Source organism: Streptomyces sp. CA-179760, assembly GCF_050937045.1.
Classification (GTDB): domain Bacteria; phylum Actinomycetota; class Actinomycetes; order Streptomycetales; family Streptomycetaceae; genus Streptomyces.
Window position 1 is genome coordinate 6,782,574 of record NZ_JBNJLZ010000001.1, and the last position, 15,366, is coordinate 6,797,939.

14 protein-coding genes and 2 pseudogenes are annotated in these 15,366 nt (G+C 71.3%); 13 read left to right on the forward strand and 3 right to left on the reverse strand.

What is annotated here, in order from left to right; translation table 11 throughout:
- Positions 1-64: 64 nt before the first annotated feature.
- On the reverse strand, positions 65-652 hold the full coding sequence (locus ACQEV8_RS31015) for a TetR/AcrR family transcriptional regulator (RefSeq protein WP_432966785.1): 588 nt from the start codon (positions 650-652) through the stop codon (positions 65-67).
- Between the two features lie 88 nt (positions 653-740).
- Here ACQEV8_RS31015 and ACQEV8_RS31020 point away from each other — a divergent pair, with 88 nt between their 5' ends.
- The 6 genes from ACQEV8_RS31020 (at position 741) to gatB (ending at position 5,287) form a co-directional block, all read left to right on the forward strand.
- Positions 741-1,112: a DUF4267 domain-containing protein gene (locus ACQEV8_RS31020; RefSeq protein ID WP_432966787.1), complete on the forward strand. Its 372-nt coding sequence runs from the start codon at positions 741-743 to the stop codon at positions 1,110-1,112.
- 32 nt (positions 1,113-1,144) lie between these two features.
- Positions 1,145-1,639: a cupin domain-containing protein gene (locus ACQEV8_RS31025; protein WP_432966789.1), complete on the forward strand. Its 495-nt coding sequence runs from the start codon at positions 1,145-1,147 to the stop codon at positions 1,637-1,639.
- 86 nt (positions 1,640-1,725) lie between these two features.
- Positions 1,726-2,022 (forward strand): Asp-tRNA(Asn)/Glu-tRNA(Gln) amidotransferase subunit GatC, encoded by a 297-nt coding sequence (gene gatC / locus ACQEV8_RS31030; protein ID WP_031485327.1) that lies wholly within the window; start codon positions 1,726-1,728, stop codon positions 2,020-2,022.
- Between the two features lie 5 nt (positions 2,023-2,027).
- The gene (gene gatA, locus ACQEV8_RS31035) at positions 2,028-3,521 is read left to right on the forward strand and encodes an Asp-tRNA(Asn)/Glu-tRNA(Gln) amidotransferase subunit GatA (RefSeq protein ID WP_432966792.1); all 1,494 of its coding nucleotides are present in this window, start codon (positions 2,028-2,030) and stop codon (positions 3,519-3,521) included.
- Complete coding sequence (locus tag ACQEV8_RS31040) at positions 3,518-3,757, forward strand: hypothetical protein (protein ID WP_215118383.1); 240 nt, start codon at positions 3,518-3,520, stop codon at positions 3,755-3,757. Before gatA ends, ACQEV8_RS31040 begins: the two co-directional genes overlap by 4 nt.
- 15 nt (positions 3,758-3,772) lie before the next feature.
- Positions 3,773-5,287 carry an Asp-tRNA(Asn)/Glu-tRNA(Gln) amidotransferase subunit GatB gene (gatB, locus tag ACQEV8_RS31045; protein WP_432966794.1) on the forward strand — a complete coding sequence of 505 codons (1,515 nt, stop codon included), beginning with the start codon at positions 3,773-3,775 and terminating at the stop codon, positions 5,285-5,287.
- A gap of 63 nt (positions 5,288-5,350) precedes the next feature.
- Here the strand turns inward: gatB and ACQEV8_RS31050 are convergent, their stop codons facing one another.
- Positions 5,351-6,154, reverse strand: coding sequence for an SAM-dependent methyltransferase (locus tag ACQEV8_RS31050; protein ID WP_432966796.1), 804 nt, complete (start codon positions 6,152-6,154; stop codon positions 5,351-5,353).
- A gap of 191 nt (positions 6,155-6,345) precedes the next feature.
- On the opposite strand from ACQEV8_RS31050, the gene ACQEV8_RS31055 reads away from it, so the two are divergent.
- The 7 genes and pseudogenes from ACQEV8_RS31055 to ACQEV8_RS31085 all read left to right on the forward strand — a co-directional run bounded on the left by ACQEV8_RS31055 (position 6,346) and on the right by ACQEV8_RS31085 (position 14,145).
- On the forward strand, positions 6,346-6,831 hold the full coding sequence (locus ACQEV8_RS31055; protein ID WP_432966798.1) for a hypothetical protein: 486 nt from the start codon (positions 6,346-6,348) through the stop codon (positions 6,829-6,831).
- Positions 6,832-6,989: 158 nt separating this feature from the next.
- The gene (locus ACQEV8_RS31060) at positions 6,990-9,236 is read left to right on the forward strand and encodes an MMPL family transporter (protein ID WP_432966800.1); all 2,247 of its coding nucleotides are present in this window, start codon (positions 6,990-6,992) and stop codon (positions 9,234-9,236) included.
- Positions 9,214-9,786, forward strand: coding sequence for a GNAT family N-acetyltransferase (locus ACQEV8_RS31065; protein ID WP_432966802.1), 573 nt, complete (start codon positions 9,214-9,216; stop codon positions 9,784-9,786). The genes ACQEV8_RS31060 and ACQEV8_RS31065 overlap by 23 nt, the downstream gene beginning before the upstream one ends.
- Before the next feature lie 35 nt (positions 9,787-9,821).
- Positions 9,822-10,391 carry a hypothetical protein gene (locus ACQEV8_RS31070; RefSeq protein ID WP_432966804.1) on the forward strand — a complete coding sequence of 190 codons (570 nt, stop codon included), beginning with the start codon at positions 9,822-9,824 and terminating at the stop codon, positions 10,389-10,391.
- Between the two features lie 203 nt (positions 10,392-10,594).
- Positions 10,595-10,780, forward strand: coding sequence for a hypothetical protein (locus tag ACQEV8_RS31075; protein ID WP_432966806.1), 186 nt, complete (start codon positions 10,595-10,597; stop codon positions 10,778-10,780).
- An 89-nt stretch (positions 10,781-10,869) separates the two neighbouring features.
- A pseudogene (locus ACQEV8_RS31080) lies at positions 10,870-13,913 on the forward strand (helix-turn-helix transcriptional regulator).
- Between the two features lie 49 nt (positions 13,914-13,962).
- Entirely contained in the window at positions 13,963-14,145 is a 183-nt protein-coding gene (locus ACQEV8_RS31085) for a DUF6191 domain-containing protein (protein WP_432966808.1), read from the forward strand.
- Positions 14,146-14,154: 9 nt separating this feature from the next.
- Here ACQEV8_RS31085 and ACQEV8_RS31090 read toward each other — a convergent pair.
- A pseudogene (locus ACQEV8_RS31090) lies at positions 14,155-15,326 on the reverse strand (PQQ-dependent sugar dehydrogenase).
- Positions 15,327-15,366 lie beyond the last annotated feature (40 nt).

A 15,366-nucleotide genomic window follows, 5' to 3' on the forward strand; every position in this document is an offset into this window, starting at 1 on the left:
GCCGGCGACGGCGGTTCGAGCCGCGCGGTACGTCCCCGCGGCTCCGCTCCTTTCGGACGAGCGCTCAGTCCGTGCCGTGAGGCACGAAGTGGCCGATCAGCAGCGCCAGCCGACGCTCGTGCGCCTCCTCGGGCAGCCGGCCGCTGCGCATCAGGGTCACCAGCCCGTGCAATCCGGCCCAGTAGGTCTCCGTCAGCAGTCCGGTGTCCTCGCCCTCGGCCGCGATGGGCCGGACGGCCTGCAGCAGTTCGTCGAAGGCGTCCCACAGGGCCGCCGGCGCCTCGGGTGTGGCGAACGGCAGGTCCACGGCGTGCGTGAACATCGCGTCGTAGAGCGCGGGTCGCCGTCGGGCGAAGGCGGTGTACGCCCCGGCCACCGCCGCCAGCGCCTCGCGGGCGCTGCCGGCCGCCGTGCGCGCCGCGCGAAGCTCGACGGCCAGGTCCGCGCAGCCCTGCACGGCCACGGCCGCCATGATCGCGCCCTTGCCCTTGAAGTGGCTGTAGAGGACCGGCTGGCTGTACTCGATCTGATCGGCGAGCCGCCGCGTGGTCACCGCGTCCCAGCCCTCCGCCTCGGCCAGTTCCCGTGCGGCCGTCACGATCAGCCGCTCACGTTCGGCTCGTTCGCGCTCCCGGCGCGTCTGGATCGTCATGAGTGAAATTCTAGCACCGCTAGCGTTCCTGTCGACGCTCTGCTAGCTTCGCTCTCATCCCTAGCGCTGCTAGTAAGGAGAAGAGATCATGACCGTCGCCGCCTACACCCTGGCCGTCGTGCTCAACCTGTTCTGCCTGTTCCTCGGCTACGGGTTCCTGTTCCGGCCCGCCCCCTCCGCCGCCGGTTACGGTGTCCCGGCCGACCCCGGCGGCGATGCCGGCGCCTACCTGACGATCAAGGGCCTGCGGGACGGAGCCTTCGGCCTGGTCGGTCTGGCGCTGCTCGCCTTCGCGGGGGCCCGTGCCGAGGCCTGGTTCATGCTCGGTGTGGCACTCATACCGCTCGGCGACATGCTGATCGTGCTGCGCCACGGTGGTACGAAGGCGGTGGCCTTCGGGATCCACTTCGCCACCGCGGTCGTCGTCCTGATCAGTGCCGCACTGCTCTTCGCGGTCTGAGTGCGCCCACACCGCCATCCGGAGGTTCGGAGATGTCGTTGTTCGTCCCGGAGTTCGACGAGTCCGTGATCGTCCGCGAGGCCGAGGCGGAAGTCGTCGGCCGGGCGCCCACCACCGTGCGCCTGCTGGCCGACAGCAGTGCCACCGGCGGTGCGCTGTCCACTCAGCGAGTCACCCTCACATCGGGCGCCGACGGCGCGAAGCCGCACTGGCACGACAACTCGGCCGAGATGTTCTTCCTGCTCGCCGGGGCCGCCGAGATCCTCTCCGGCGACGAGATCGTCAGCGCCGGGGCCGGCGACCTCGTCGTCGTCCCGCCCGGCAGACCCCACGCCTTCGCCGCCGTCCCCGGGGCGGACGCCGACCTGCTCATCGTCATCACACCCGGCGTCGAGCGCTTCGAGTACTTCCGCCACCTCCGGCGCGTCGCCCTCGGCGAGGTCACCCCCGAGAGCCTCCTGGAGGTGCAGGAGCTCTACGACAACCACTTCCTGAAGAGCGAGGCCTGGGAAAACCGCCGCCACTGACGAGCACGGCAAACCGTTTCACGGGCACGGCCCCTCGCCCCATAGGATTAGGCCAAACCAATTCACTCACCCCAGAGGATCGCTGCATGCCTGGCATCACGCGCGAGGAGGTCGCCCACCTCGCCCGGCTGGCGCGTCTGGAGCTGAAGCCCGAAGAGCTCGAGCACTTCGCGGGACAGCTGGACGACATCATCGGCGCGGTCGCCCGCGTCAGCGAGGTCGCCGACCAAGACGTACCGCCGACCTCGCACCCGCTCCCGCTGACGAACGTCATGCGCGTGGACGAGGTCCGTCCGTCGCTCACCCCCGAGCAGGCGCTCTCCGGCGCCCCGGCCCAGGAGCAGCAGCGTTTCAAGGTGCCGCAGATCCTGGGGGAGGACTAGAAGTCATGACGGACATCATCAAGCTCACGGCCGCCGAGACCGCCTCGAAGATCGCCTCAGGCGAGCTCACGGCCGTCCAGGTCACCGAGGCCCACCTCGCCCGGATCGAGGCCGTCGACGAGAAGGTGCACGCCTTCCTGCACGTCGACCGCGAGGGCGCCCTCGCCCAGGCCCGTGCCGTCGACGAGAAGCGCGCCAAGGGGGAGAAGCTCGGTCCGCTGGCCGGCGTCCCCCTGGCGCTCAAGGACATCTTCACCACCGAGGGCATCCCGACCACCGTCGGTTCGAAGATCCTCGAGGGCTGGATCCCGCCGTACGACGCGACGCTCACCAAGCGCCTGAAGGCCGCCGACGTCGTCATCCTCGGCAAGACCAACATGGACGAGTTCGCCATGGGGTCCTCCACCGAGAACAGCGCGTACGGGCCGACCGGCAACCCCTGGGACCTCACCAAGATCCCCGGCGGCTCCGGTGGCGGTTCGTCCGCCGCGCTCGCCTCCTTCCAGGCCCCGCTCGCCATCGGCACCGACACCGGCGGCTCCATCCGCCAGCCGGCCTCCGTCACCGGCACGGTCGGTGTGAAGCCGACCTACGGTGCGGTCTCGCGCTACGGCATGGTCGCCTTCTCGTCCTCCCTGGACCAGGGCGGGCCCTGCGCCCGCACGGTCCTGGACGCGGCCCTGCTGCACGAGGTCATCGCCGGGCACGACCCGCTCGACTCGACCTCCATCGACGAGCCCGTCCCGGCGGTCGTCGAGGCCGCCCGCAACGGCAGCGTCGAGGGCATGCGCGTCGGCGTCGTCAAGCAGTTCCGCGGCGAGGGCTACCAGGCCGGCGTCATCCAGCGGTTCGACGAGTCCGTCGCGCTGCTGAAGGAGCTGGGCGCCGAGATCGTCGAGCTGGACTGCCCGTCCTTCGACCTCGCGCTGTCGGCGTACTACCTGATCGCGCCGTCCGAGTGCTCCTCCAACCTCGCCCGCTTCGACGGCCTGCGCTACGGCCGGCGGACCGGCGACGACGGCACGCACTCCGCTGAGGAGGTCACCTCCCTCACCCGTGAGGCGGGCTTCGGCCCCGAGGTGAAGCGCCGCATCATGCTCGGCACGTACGCCCTGTCGAGCGGCTACTACGACGCCTATTACGGCAGCGCCCAGAAGGTCCGCACGCTCATCAAGCAGGACTTCGACACGGCGTTCGAGCAGGTCGACGTCATCGTCTCGCCGACGACCCCGACCACCGCCTTCGCGATCGGCGAGCGCGCCGACGACCCGATGGCGATGTACCTCGCCGACCTGTGCACCATCCCGACCAACCTGGCGGGCAACGCGGCCATGTCGCTGCCGTGCGGTCTCGCCCCGGAGGACAACCTCCCGGTCGGCCTGCAGATCATCGCCCCCGTCATGAAGGACGACCGCCTTTACAAGGTGGGAGCCGCCGTAGAGGCCGCCTTCGTGGAAAAGTGGGGCCATCCGCTGATCGAGGAGGCTCCGTCACTGTGAGTGCACTGACCAAGGCCAAGGGCTTCAAGAAGTCCAAGTCCGGCACGTACCTGTCCATGGCCGGGACCGCGTTCGGCGCGATCGGCGTCGCCAAGCGGCTGAAGAAGGCCCGCGCCGAGCAGGACACGCTGGTCCTGATCGACGCCACCGTGTCCGCCGTCGCCATCGTCACCGGCCTCGCCATCCTCTACCGCGAGCTGAAGCGGCTGGGCGACGACGACGTCCTGCTGGGCTGAGAGGGAAGTTTCACCGTGACCACCACGACCGACCTGGCGTCGTACGAGGAAGCACTCGCGTCGTACGACCCCGTCATGGGCCTCGAGGTCCATGTCGAACTCGGCACCAAGACCAAGATGTTCTGCGGCTGTTCGACCGAGCTCGGCCAGGACGCCAACGCGCAGACCTGCCCGGTCTGCCTCGGCCTGCCCGGCGCGCTCCCGGTCGTCAACGCGACCGGCGTCGAGTCCGCGATCAAGATCGGCCTCGCGCTGAACTGCGAGATCGCCGAGTGGTGCCGCTTCGCCCGGAAGAACTACTTCTATCCGGACATGCCGAAGAACTTCCAGACCTCCCAGTACGACGAGCCGATCGCCTTCAACGGCTACCTCGACGTACAGCTGGAGGACGGCGAGACCTTCCGCGTGGACATCGAGCGCGCCCACATGGAGGAGGACACCGGCAAGTCGACGCACGTCGGCGGTGCCACCGGCCGTATCCACGGCGCGTCCCACTCCCTGCTCGACTACAACCGCGCCGGCATCCCGCTCATCGAGATCGTCACCAAGCCGATCGAGGGCGCGGGCGAGCGTGCCCCCGAGGTCGCGCGTGCCTACGTCCGTGAGCTGCGCGAGCTCATCAAGGCGCTCGGCGTCTCCGAGGCCCGTATGGAGATGGGCCAGATGCGCTGCGACGTGAACCTGTCGCTGCGCCCGAACGGCACCGAGAAGTTCGGCACGCGTTCGGAGACGAAGAACGTCAACTCGCTGCGGTCCGTGGAGCGCGCGGCCCGCTTCGAGATCCAGCGGCACGCTGCCGTGCTCTCCTCCGGCGGCACGATCATCCAGGAGACCCGGCACTTCCACGAGGACACGGGGTCGACGACCTCGGGCCGTGTGAAGGAGGAGGCCGAGGACTACCGGTACTTCCCGGAGCCCGACCTGGTCCCGGTGGCCCCGTCGCGCGAGTGGGTCGAGGAGATCCGCTCCGCGCTGCCGGAGCTGCCGCTGGCCCGCCGCAACCGGCTCCTCGCGGAGTGGGGCATCAGCGCCGTCGACATGCAGTCGATCACCAACGCCGGCGCCCTGGACCTGATCGTCTCCACGATCGACGCGGGGGCCGACGCCGCCTCCGCCCGCAAGTGGTGGATGGGTGAGCTGGCCCGCGCCGCCAACGAGTCGGGCAAGGCGCTCGACGAGCTGGATATCACCCCGGTGCAGGTCGCCCGGGTCACCGAGCTCGTCTCGAAGGGTGACCTGAACGACAAGCTGGCCCGTCAGGTCATCGAGGGCGTCCTCGCGGGCGAGGGCACCCCGGACGAGGTCGTCGACAAGCGCGGTCTGAAGGTCGTCTCCGACGAGGGCGCGCTGGGCACCGCCGTCGACGAGGCCATCGCCGGCAACCCGGGCGTCGCGGACAAGATCCGCGGCGGCAAGGTGGCGGCGGCCGGCGCCCTGGTCGGCGCGGTCATGAAGGCGACCCGGGGCCAGGCCGACGCGGCTCGCGTCAAGGAACTGATCCTGGAGAAGCTGGGCGTCAGCGAGGGCTGACCTCCGCGGGACCCGACAGGGGGGATGCACCGGACCCGGTGCATCCCCCCCTGTGCATGCGCCCTACAGCCGGCGCCCCACGACCCGGACGAAGCCCAGCGTGCCGCCCTGGTCGAGACGCAGCATCTCGGCGCACTGGCCGGCCATCCGGAGGTGCCACTCGTCCGTGTGCTCGTCGGCGACGACCTCGCACCAGCGCAGCCAGTCGCGCCAGCCGTCCTCGAGCCAGTCGGCCGTCTCGACCTCCGCGGCCCCGCTGCGGGTCCAGTGGCGACGCCACCAGGCGGCGGTGTGGAAGCACCAGAATCCGGGCTCCCAGAACGGCTTGAGGTGCTCCGGCGGCTCGACGCCGTCGATCTCCTCGCGCAGCGCCGGTACGACGACACCGATCCGGCCGCCGGGCTTCAGCAGCCGCGCCAGCTCGGGCAGGTACAGGTCGTTCGTGCCGAAGTACTGGTAGGCGTCGACGGAGACGATCGCGTCGAAGCTGCCCTCGCCGAACGGCAGGTCGTGCGCCTCGGCGAGCACGGGCAGGACACGGTCGGCCACGCCCGCCTCGGCGATGCGCGGGGCGTTCTCGCCCGGCTTGACCCACAGGTCGGCGGCGGTGACCGACACGTCGTACTCCTTGGCGGGGAAGATCGACGTCATGGCGCGGCCGCAGCCCAGGTCGAGCACGCGGGAGCCGGGGCTCAGGGTCTCGAGACCCAGGGCCGGGGCCAGCCACTCCAGCAGCCAGAGCGCGTGCGGGCCCATCTGGTTGTCGATGGTCCAGCGGGCGTCGTAGCGGTTGCTGCGCGGGTAGCTGGGGTGGTCGGTCCGGTCAGAGAGGGGGTCGTTCGGGGTCCGCGAAATGATGTCCGACATCGGTGAACGGGCTCCTTGAGTCCTTGAGGAGGAAAAGGGATGCGTAGGAGCTCGGTCGGACCGTCAAACAATGCACCTGCTTCGGCCGGGCGGCGGGCTGCCGCGGGCGTTTCCTCGGACCGGCGGACGTTAACAGGGGGCCGCACGACCCCGCACCCGCTTTTCGTTCACGACGCGCTACCGTCTCGCCCATGAATGGACGCGCTGATTCCGACACCGAACCAGAGATAGCGGACTCGGAGACGGCCGCCGTTCAGGAAGCCGACCAGAAGGCCGACCAGGACGAGGAGCCCGACGACGATCCGGACGATCCGACCGCCGCCGCCGATGATCCGGACGACGGCGATCCGGACGACGACGATGATCCGGACGACGACGATGCCGATGTCGACGACGATGCCGATGTCGAGGACGACGATGACGACGACGAGGACGCGCGGCGGGCCCGCTGGACCGCCGCCGGGACCGGGGCCCTGCTGACCCTCGCCGGCCTGGCCGCGGCGCTGCTCCGCCTCACCCGCCCCGTCGCTCCGGCGCTCGTCCCGGCGGCGTACGCCTGCGGTGCGGTCGTGTGCGCCGGCGCCGCCGTGCTGGGCTCCCGTGGACGCACCCGGCGGGCGCTGTGGCTGCTGATCGCGGGGACGATGGTGATGGCGCTGGGGGACCAGTTCGACTGATCACGGCCGTTGTGAACAAGCCCACGAAAGCGACAAACGATCTCGTGTGCCTGTAAGAGTGGCTTCGCATTGCTCATGCGTTCTTTGCTGGATGTTCAGGTCATGGACGACTGCTCCCGGTCAAAGATCCACAAACAGTCACCCTGGGAGCACGTTTCGTGGCAGCCCTAGCACGCTGGTGTGTCCAACGCCGTCTGGTCACCGTTCTGCTGTGGCTGCTCGCCTGCGCGGGGGTGGCCACGGGCGCCGCCGTCGCCGGCTCCGCGTACTCGAACGACTACCAGGTCCCCGGCACCGAGTCGGGCCGCGCCACCGAACTGCTGCACGAAGGCTTCCCGCAGCTCGGCGGAGACAGCGACACCGTCGTCTGGCACACCACCTCCGGCACCGTCCGCGCCGCCGACGTCGAGCAGACGATGACCCGGACCCTGGACCGGATCGAGACCCTGCCCGGCGTGGCCTCCGTGACCAGCCCCTACGACGGTCCGGGCACGGGCCGGATCAGCGAGGACGCCCGCACGGCGTACGCCACGGTCACCTTCGACGACCAAGCCGAGGACATCGACCAGGGCGAGGCCAAGGCCGTCGTCGGCACCGCGAAGGCCGCGGAGACCGACGGGCTCCAGGTGGAGCTGGGCGGCAGCGCCGTCGCGCTCACCCAGTCCTCCGGCGGGCACGTCGCCGAGATCGTCGGCGTGGTCGTGGCCGCTGTCGTGCTGTTCCTCGCCTTCGGTTCGCTCGCCGCCTCCCTGCTGCCCATCGCCACCGCACTGGTCGGCGTGGGCACCGCCTACGCCGGGATCGTGCTGCTGGGGCACGCCATGACCGTCGCCGACTTCGCCCCCATGCTCGGCATGCTGATCGGGCTCGGAGTCGGCATCGACTACGCGCTGTTCATCGTGACGCGGCACCGCCGCGGGCTGAAACGCGGGCTCTCGGTCACCGAGGCGGCCACGAACGCCGTCGCCACCACGGGACGCGCGGTCGTCTTCGCGGGTGCCACCGTTTGCATCGCCCTGCTCGGCATGCTGATCCTCAGGCTGAGCTTCCTCAACGGCGTCGCCATAGCGGCCAGCCTGACCGTGGTCCTCACCGTCGCGGCCTCCGTGACCCTGCTGCCCGCCCTGCTGTCCCTCATCGGCATGCGCGCGCTCAGCCGCCGCGAACGCCGCCGCCTGGCGGAGCACGGACCCGAACCGGAACTGCCCACCGGTTTCGCCGCCCGCTGGTCGGCGTTCGTGGAGCGCCACCCCAAGGTGCTCGGCGGGGTCGCCCTGGTCGTCATGGCCGTCCTCGCGCTGCCCACGTTCTCCCTGCACCTGGGTACCTCCGACCAGGGCAACGACCCCAAGGCGGCCACCACCCGGCAGGCCTACGACCTCCTGGCCGACGGCTTCGGGCCCGGCGTGAACGGACCGCTCACCCTCGTCACGAAGGTGGACGGAGCCGACGACAAGCTCGCACTGGACAACCTCGACGGCACGCTCCGCGCCACCGACGGCGTCGCCTCGGTCACCCCGGTGACCTTCGACTCCGGCGGTCACACGGCGTACCTGACCGTCGTACCGGAGTCCTCGCCGCAGTCGAAGCAGACCAGCGACCTCGTCGACCGGCTGCGCGGCGAGGTGCTGCCGCGCGCCGAGACGGGCACGTCGCTCGATGTGCAGGTCGGCGGCATGACGGCCGGCTACGACGACTTCGCCGACGTCATCGTCTCCAAGCTGCCCGTCTTCGTCGGGGTCGTGATCGGCCTGGGCTGTCTGCTGCTCCTGCTGGCCTTCCGGTCGATCGGCATCCCGCTGAAGGCGGCCGCGATGAACATCGCCGCTGTGGCCTCCGCCTTCGGGGTGGTGGTCGCGATGTTCCAGTGGGGCTGGGGCAGCGAACTGCTCGGCCTCGGCAGCGCGGGCCCCATCGAGCCCTTCCTGCCCGTGATCATGGTGTCGGTGCTCTTCGGCCTCTCCATGGACTACCAGGTGTTCCTGGTCAGCCGGATGTACGAGGAGTGGCTCGAGACCGGTGACAACCGGCGAGCCGTGCGCGTGGGCCTCGCCGAGACCAGCCGGGTGATCAACTCGGCGGCGGTCATCATGATCTCCGTCTTCCTGGCCTTCGTCCTCAGCGGTGACCGCGTGATCGCCATGTTCGGCATCGCCCTGGCCGCCGCCGTCGCCCTGGACGCCTTCGTCCTGCGGACGCTTCTCGTCCCCGCCCTCATGCACATGCTCGGCGGCGCCAACTGGTGGCTGCCCCGCTGGCTCGACAAGCGCCTGCCGCGGATCAGCATCGAACCGCCCGAGGCCCGGGCCGCCCATGAGAGGCTGGCCGCCGCGACGGACGCAGAGGTGGCGGATGTCCTGGCGGAGGAGGAGCGGCAGCGGGATGTACGCGATATCCCTGGGTGACGACGCCGAGCTGAGGCCCCTCGAGCCCTGGCATGCCGAGGAGTTCTTCGCGCACCTGGAGCGGGGCAGGGACTTCATCGGGCAGTTCATCAACTTCGGGTCGCAGGAGACGGACGTGGAGTCCGCGCGGGCCATGCTCCAGCGGTACGCCGACATGCGCGCGGCCGACACCCGCTCGCTGCACGGCCTGTGGCTGAACGGCAAGCTCGTGGGCGGCGTGCTGTTCCTGAACTTCGACGCGGCGACCGGCAACTGCGAGGTCGGCTGCTGGCTGGAGCCCGCCGGGACGGGGCGCGGCCTGATCACCCGGGCGATGCGCGTCCTCATCGACTGGGCGGTCGAAGAGCGCGGCATTCACCGGATCGAGTGGGTCGCCGCCTCGGGAAATCAGCCGAGTCTGAACGTCGCCCAGCGCCTCGGTATGACCCGCGACGGTGTGCGACGCGAGGCGCACCCCTATCGTGGCGTACGGCACGATCTCGAAGTCTGGTCGGTGCTGGCGCCCGAGTGGCGCGCCGCACGCGCGCGTGCCGCTCACAACGATCATTAAGAGACTTCTCAGACAGCGACTTTACGGTGCGAGACATGGCAACGAACGCAGTGGACGAGACCAAGGCCACCGAGGCCACGACCGAGAAGGCGGTGGACACCACCGAGTCCGACGAGGCGACCCGGACCCAGACCGATGCCCCGGCCGAGACCGAGGTCATCGAGACAGAGGTCGCCGAGACAGAGGTCGTCGCGACCAAGGAGGAGGCCCCCTCCGGCACCGGCCAGGGTGCCGCCGCCGTGGTCTCCGCCGCGCTGGGCGTCGTCTCGCTCACCGGCAGCTGGGTCGGCACGATCGCCGCGGCGCGCCAGAACCTGGTCGGGCAGCTGGAGACCGCGCAGGGGGCGGGCGTGGCCCAGCAGATCCAGGCGGTCTACGGCGACGCCTGGCAGGCCACGGCCCTGTGGGCCGGCCTGTTCGCGGCGCTCGCGCTGGTCGTCGGCGTCGTGACGCTGGCCCGGCCCGCGTTCGGCACGCCCGGCAGGATCCAGGCCTCCTGGATCAAGTCCGTCGCCTGGGCGGGCGTCGCGCTCGGTGTCATCGGCCTGTTCCTGGCCGTCCTCAAGTACACCGGCATCCTGCTCGGACTGCCCTCCGCAGGCTGAGTCACCGCAGATCCTGAGGGGTCTTAGGAGTTCCGTAAGCACCTTACGGAGCCCCTGGGGCCCCTCAGCCGTGTCTAAGGCCCCGACACCGGCCGAAGATGCGGAACTCTCCCGATGTGGCGGGACCGCCTGGGAGACGAGAGTGAAGTCATCACGGAGAAACCCTCCGTGACCGGCCTCTCACCTCTCACCAAGGACACGCCATGTACGAGTACGAGCTCCAGCAGCTGCGCACCGCCGACCTCATCCGCCGGGCCGACCACCAGCGCCTGGTCCGCGAGGCCGCCCGCGCCCGCCGCGCCGCCCGCCGCGCAGCGGCCGCGAACTCCGCCGAGCACGAAAGCCATACCCGCGGCTTCCGCCGAACCCGGTCCGCCCGGGCCGCGTGAACGACGGGGCGGCACCGGCCGGAGCGTCGGCCGTCGGTGTCCTGGCCGTTCCCCGGAAAACCGGTGCCGATGTGTCGGACGCGCATGCGATGCTCGGGGCCGTGGAGACCAGGTCCGTCAGCCCCGTGTTCGTCGGCCGTGCCGAGGAGTTGGGCACGTTGCACGACGCCCTCGCCCGCTCCCGGGAGGGCGAGCCGCAGGCTCTGCTCATCGGCGGGGAGGCCGGAGTCGGCAAGACCCGTCTGGTCGAGGAGTTCGCCACCGCCGCCCGCCGCCGGGGGCGGTGGTCGCACTCGGCGGCTGTGTGGAGATCGGCGCCGACGGGCTGCCCTTCGCACCGTTCTCCACCGCGCTGCGCGCCCTGCGCCGAGAACTCCCCGGCGAGCTGGCCGCCGCGGCCGCCGGACAGGAGGAGGAGCTGGCCCGGCTGCTGCCCGAGCTGGGCGAGTCGGGCACCGGGCGGCACGACGAGGACGGCATGGCCCGCCTCTTCGAGCTCACCGCACGCCTGCTGGAGCGCGTCGCCGCCGATCACACGGTCGTCCTCGCCCTGGAGGACCTGCACTGGGCCGACGCCTCCACCCGCCACCTGCTCGCCTATCTCTTCCGCACCCTGCGCACCGGCCGCCTCGTCGTCCTCGCCACCTACCGCTCCGACGACATCCACCGCCGCCACCCGCTCAGGCCCCTGCTCGCCGAACTCGACCGGCTCCGCACCGTCCGCCGCCTCGAACTCGCCCGCTTCAACCGCGAGGAGGTGTGCCGGCAGGTCGCCGGCATCCTCGCCCACGAACCCGACCCGGACCGGATCGACGCGATCTTCGAACGTTCCGACGGCAACGCCTTCTTCGTCGAGGAACTCGCCGTCGCCGGTGACGAGGGCTGCCGCACGGGCCTGACCGACACCCTTCGCGACCTGCTGCTCGTACGCGTGGAAGGGCTGCCGGAGACCGCCCAGCAGGTCGCCCGCATCGTCGCCGAGGGCGGCTCCACCGTCGAGTACCGGCTGCTGGCCGCCGTCGCCCGGCTCGCCGAGGACGACCTCATCGAGGCGCTGCGGGCCGCCGTGAACGCGAGCATCCTCGCCCCCGCACCCGGCGGCGACGGCTACCGCTTCCGCCATTCCCTGGTCCGCGAGGCCGTCAGCGACGACCTGCTCCCCGGCGAACGCTCCCGCCTCAACCGCCGCTGTGCCGAAGCGCTGGAGACCGACCCGGCCCTCGTCCCGGCCGACCAGCGTGCCGCCCGCCTGGCCAGCTACTGGTACCACGCCCACGACCCCGCCAAGGCCCTGCCCGCAGTCCTCGACGCCGCCGTCGAGGCCCGCCACCGCCACGCCTACGCCGAGCAACTACGGCTGCTGGAACGGGCCATGGAGCTGTGGGACGCCGCCCCCGACGCCGTACGGAGCACCCTGCGCCCCGTCGACTACGCCGAGGTCTACCCTCCCTGCGGCTGCGACCCGGCGACCACCGCGCTGCGTTACCTCGACCTGCTGGCCGAGGCGGCCGTGGCCGGACGGCTCTGCGGGGAGCGCGAACGCGCCCTGAAGATCACCAAGCGGGCGCTGCGCCTGCTGGACGACGAGGACGACCCCCTGCGCGCCGCCTGGTTCTGGATCCAGCGCTCGCGGCTGGTGCAGAGCCTCGCCCGCGGCGACGGCTGGAAGGAGATCGCCACCGCGCAGGAGCTGGTCCGGGGCCTGCCGCCGTCCGAGGTGCACGCCGAGGTGCTCGCCCTCGCCGCCCACTGGTCGATGCTCCACGAGCCCGGCCCGGAAGCCCTGACGGCCGCCGAGCGGGCCGTCGAGTACGCGCGCATGGTGAGCGCCGACGACATCGAGGCCAACGCCCGTCTCACCCTCGGCGGCCTCATGGTCGACGCCGGGCAGACCGAGGCCGGGCTCACGCACATGTACGAGGTGAGGGACGAGGTGGTCGCCCGGAGCCTGGCGTCGATCGTGGGCCGCAGCCATGTGAACCTGCCCCACGCCCTCGAAGGCGTCGGCCGCTCAGAGGAGTCCGTCGAAGTCCTGCGTGAGGGCCTGCGGCTCACCGGGGCGATGGGCCTGCGGGTCGCCGAGGCATGGATCTGGGGCAACCTCGCGGAATCGCTCATCTCGCTGGGCCGCTGGGACGAGGCCGTCGAGGCGGCCGGCAACGCCCAGCGGCGCGGGCAGACGGCCGGGCCGCACGGCTCCGGCGCCAACAGCCTGGCGTTCCTCGCGCTCGCCCGCGGCCGGCTCCCCGAGGCCGCCCGCCACCTGGCCGAGGGCCGCGCCGCCTACGGCCCGCTCGACCCCATGCCGCAGCACGACCTCCCGCTCTCCTGCCTCACCATCGCCGTAGCCGTCGCCGAGGGCCGCCTCCTCGACGCCCGCGCCGAACTGGCCCGCACCCGGGAGTCCGGCTTCCCGCCCGGCACTCAGCGCTACGCCTGGCCGCTGCTGCTCGAAGCGGCCGGCGCGGAGGCCGACGCCCGCGCCCTGCCCGCCGCGCGGGACGGCCGCGCGAAGGCCCTGGACGGCATCTCCAAGTCCGCCAAGCGCCTCACCACCAACGCCCCCGTCTGGCTCGCCCACGAACAGTGGGTCCGCGCCGAACTCCAGCGCGCCGAGGGCCGGAGCACCCCGGACATCTGGTCGCGGGTGGTCACCGCCTTCGAACTCCTGGAGCGGCCCTACGACCTCGCCCGTGTCCGGTACCGCCTGGCCGAGTCCCTGCTGGCGGGCGGTGGCGAGGACGAACGCGACCGCGCCACGGAGCTGCTGCGCCTCGCCCACACCGTCGCCCGGCACCTCGCGGCCGGGCCCCTGGCGGAGTCCGCCGCCGCGCTCGCCCAGCGCGCCCGCCTCCCGCTCACACCCGTCTCGGAACCGGCCCTCGCCCCCGCCGACCCCGTCGAGGCCCTCGGTCTCACCAGCCGGGAACGGGACGTACTGCGTCTTGTCGCCGTGGGCCACACCAACCGCCGGATAGCCGAGGAGCTGTTCATCTCTCCGAAGACCGCGAGCGTCCACGTCTCCAACATCCTCGCGAAGCTCGGCGTCTCCGGGCGCGGCGAGGCGGCGGCGGTGGCGCACCGGCTGGGGCTGTTTTCGGTGGAATCCGTCCTGCCCGGTCCGCCGGGCTGAGGTATACGCTGTAAAGGACGTCGGGGGTGTCGCGGTTCAGGGAGGATCCGTGTTCAACGTGTTCGAGGAGCTGTTCTCGCCCGGCCGCAAACACACCCGTGACGAGCAGAACCGCCTGGAACTGACCCGTGAGGACACCGGGGACGGCGATCCCGGACGCGGCCCGATAGACCTGTCGTCCGGGAAGGTCGTCGTACGCGCGCCGGAGGAACCGCAGGACACCGAGGACTGAGGCGGGGGGCTACTTCACCTGGAGTTCCAGGATCCGGTCGTCCCCGTCCTTCGGGCTGCCCCTGCCGTCCGTGTTGCTGGTCACGAGCCACAGCCGGTCGCCACCCGCCGCGACCACCGTACGCAGCCGGCCGTACTCGCCGTCCAGGAAGGCCTGCGGTTCGGCCGAGGCCTCCGTGCCGCTCAGCGGGACGCGCCACAGCCGCTTGCCGCGCAGGCCCGCCATCCAGACGGAACCCTCGGCGTAGGCGATGCCGCTGGGGGACGCCTCGGCCGTGGTCCACTGGTCGATCGGGTTGTGGAAGTCCCCGTCGCCCGACCTGCCCTCGGCCTCCGGCCAGCCGTAGTTGTCACCCGGCTTGATCGCGTTGAGCTCGTCCCAGGTGTCCTGGCCGAACTCCGAGGCGAAGAGCCGCTGCTTGGTGTCCCAGGCGAGGCCCTGCACATTGCGGTGGCCGTACGAGTACACCGGCGAGCCGGAGAACGGGTTGCCCGGCGCCGGCTCGCCCTCCGGGGTCAGGCGCAGGATCTTCCCGCCCACGGAGTCCTTGTCCTGGGACAGGCCGGTGTCGCCGCTCTCGCCGGTTCCGGCGTAGAGCATCTTGTCCGGGCCGAACTCGATCCGGCCGCCGTTGTGGATGAAGCCCTTGGGGATGCCCTTGAAGACCGTGTCGGGAGCGCCCAGCTGCTCGCCGGAGGGCTTCTTCTCGTCGTACAGCATCCGGACGACGCGGTTGTCCGAGGCCGAGGTGAAGTACGCGTAGACCATGTGGTCCGAGGCGAAGTCGGGTGACAGGGCGATGCCCAGCAGGCCCCCTCGCCCGCGGCCGATACGCCCGGCACCTCGCCCAGCTCGGTCTTCTTCCCGGTCTTCTCGTCGACCCGGACGATCGTCCCCTCGTCCCGGGAGGAGACGAGCAGACCGCCGCCCGGCAGCGGGGCGAGGCCCCAGGGGGAGTCCAGGCCCTCGGCGACGGTGCGCACCACCTTCACCGAGCCCTTGGCCGCAGGTGTCTCCTCGCCGGCCTTCCCCGGCGGCGCGGAGGACCGCGATGCCGTACGACTCGGGGACGCGCCCTCGTCCGAGCCGGACGGCCCTTCGCCGTCGGAGGAGCAGCCGGCCGTCAGCAGGAGCGCGGCAGCGGCCAACACGGACGGCACGGCTCGACGTTGCACGATCATGGTCCCTTCGACGCGGCGGGTTCTCCCTGTCATACACCGC

Excerpts from the sequence above, each read along its gene's own strand:
- gatA (WP_432966792.1), top strand. The coding sequence starts at position 2,028 with ATGACGGACATCATCAAGCTCACGGCCGCCGAGACCGCCTCGAAGATC.
- gatC (WP_031485327.1), top strand. The coding sequence starts at position 1,726 with ATGCCTGGCATCACGCGCGAGGAGGTCGCCCACCTCGCCCGGCTGGCG.
- ACQEV8_RS31075 (WP_432966806.1), top strand. The coding sequence starts at position 10,595 with ATGTACGAGTACGAGCTCCAGCAGCTGCGCACCGCCGACCTCATCCGC.
- ACQEV8_RS31065 (WP_432966802.1), top strand. The coding sequence starts at position 9,214 with ATGTACGCGATATCCCTGGGTGACGACGCCGAGCTGAGGCCCCTCGAG.
- ACQEV8_RS31070 (WP_432966804.1), top strand. The coding sequence starts at position 9,822 with ATGGCAACGAACGCAGTGGACGAGACCAAGGCCACCGAGGCCACGACC.
- ACQEV8_RS31025 (WP_432966789.1), top strand. The coding sequence starts at position 1,145 with ATGTCGTTGTTCGTCCCGGAGTTCGACGAGTCCGTGATCGTCCGCGAG.
- ACQEV8_RS31020 (WP_432966787.1), top strand. The coding sequence starts at position 741 with ATGACCGTCGCCGCCTACACCCTGGCCGTCGTGCTCAACCTGTTCTGC.
- ACQEV8_RS31050 (WP_432966796.1), bottom strand. The coding sequence starts at position 6,154 with ATGTCGGACATCATTTCGCGGACCCCGAACGACCCCCTCTCTGACCGG.
- ACQEV8_RS31055 (WP_432966798.1), top strand. The coding sequence starts at position 6,346 with ATGAATGGACGCGCTGATTCCGACACCGAACCAGAGATAGCGGACTCG.
- ACQEV8_RS31015 (WP_432966785.1), bottom strand. The coding sequence starts at position 652 with ATGACGATCCAGACGCGCCGGGAGCGCGAACGAGCCGAACGTGAGCGG.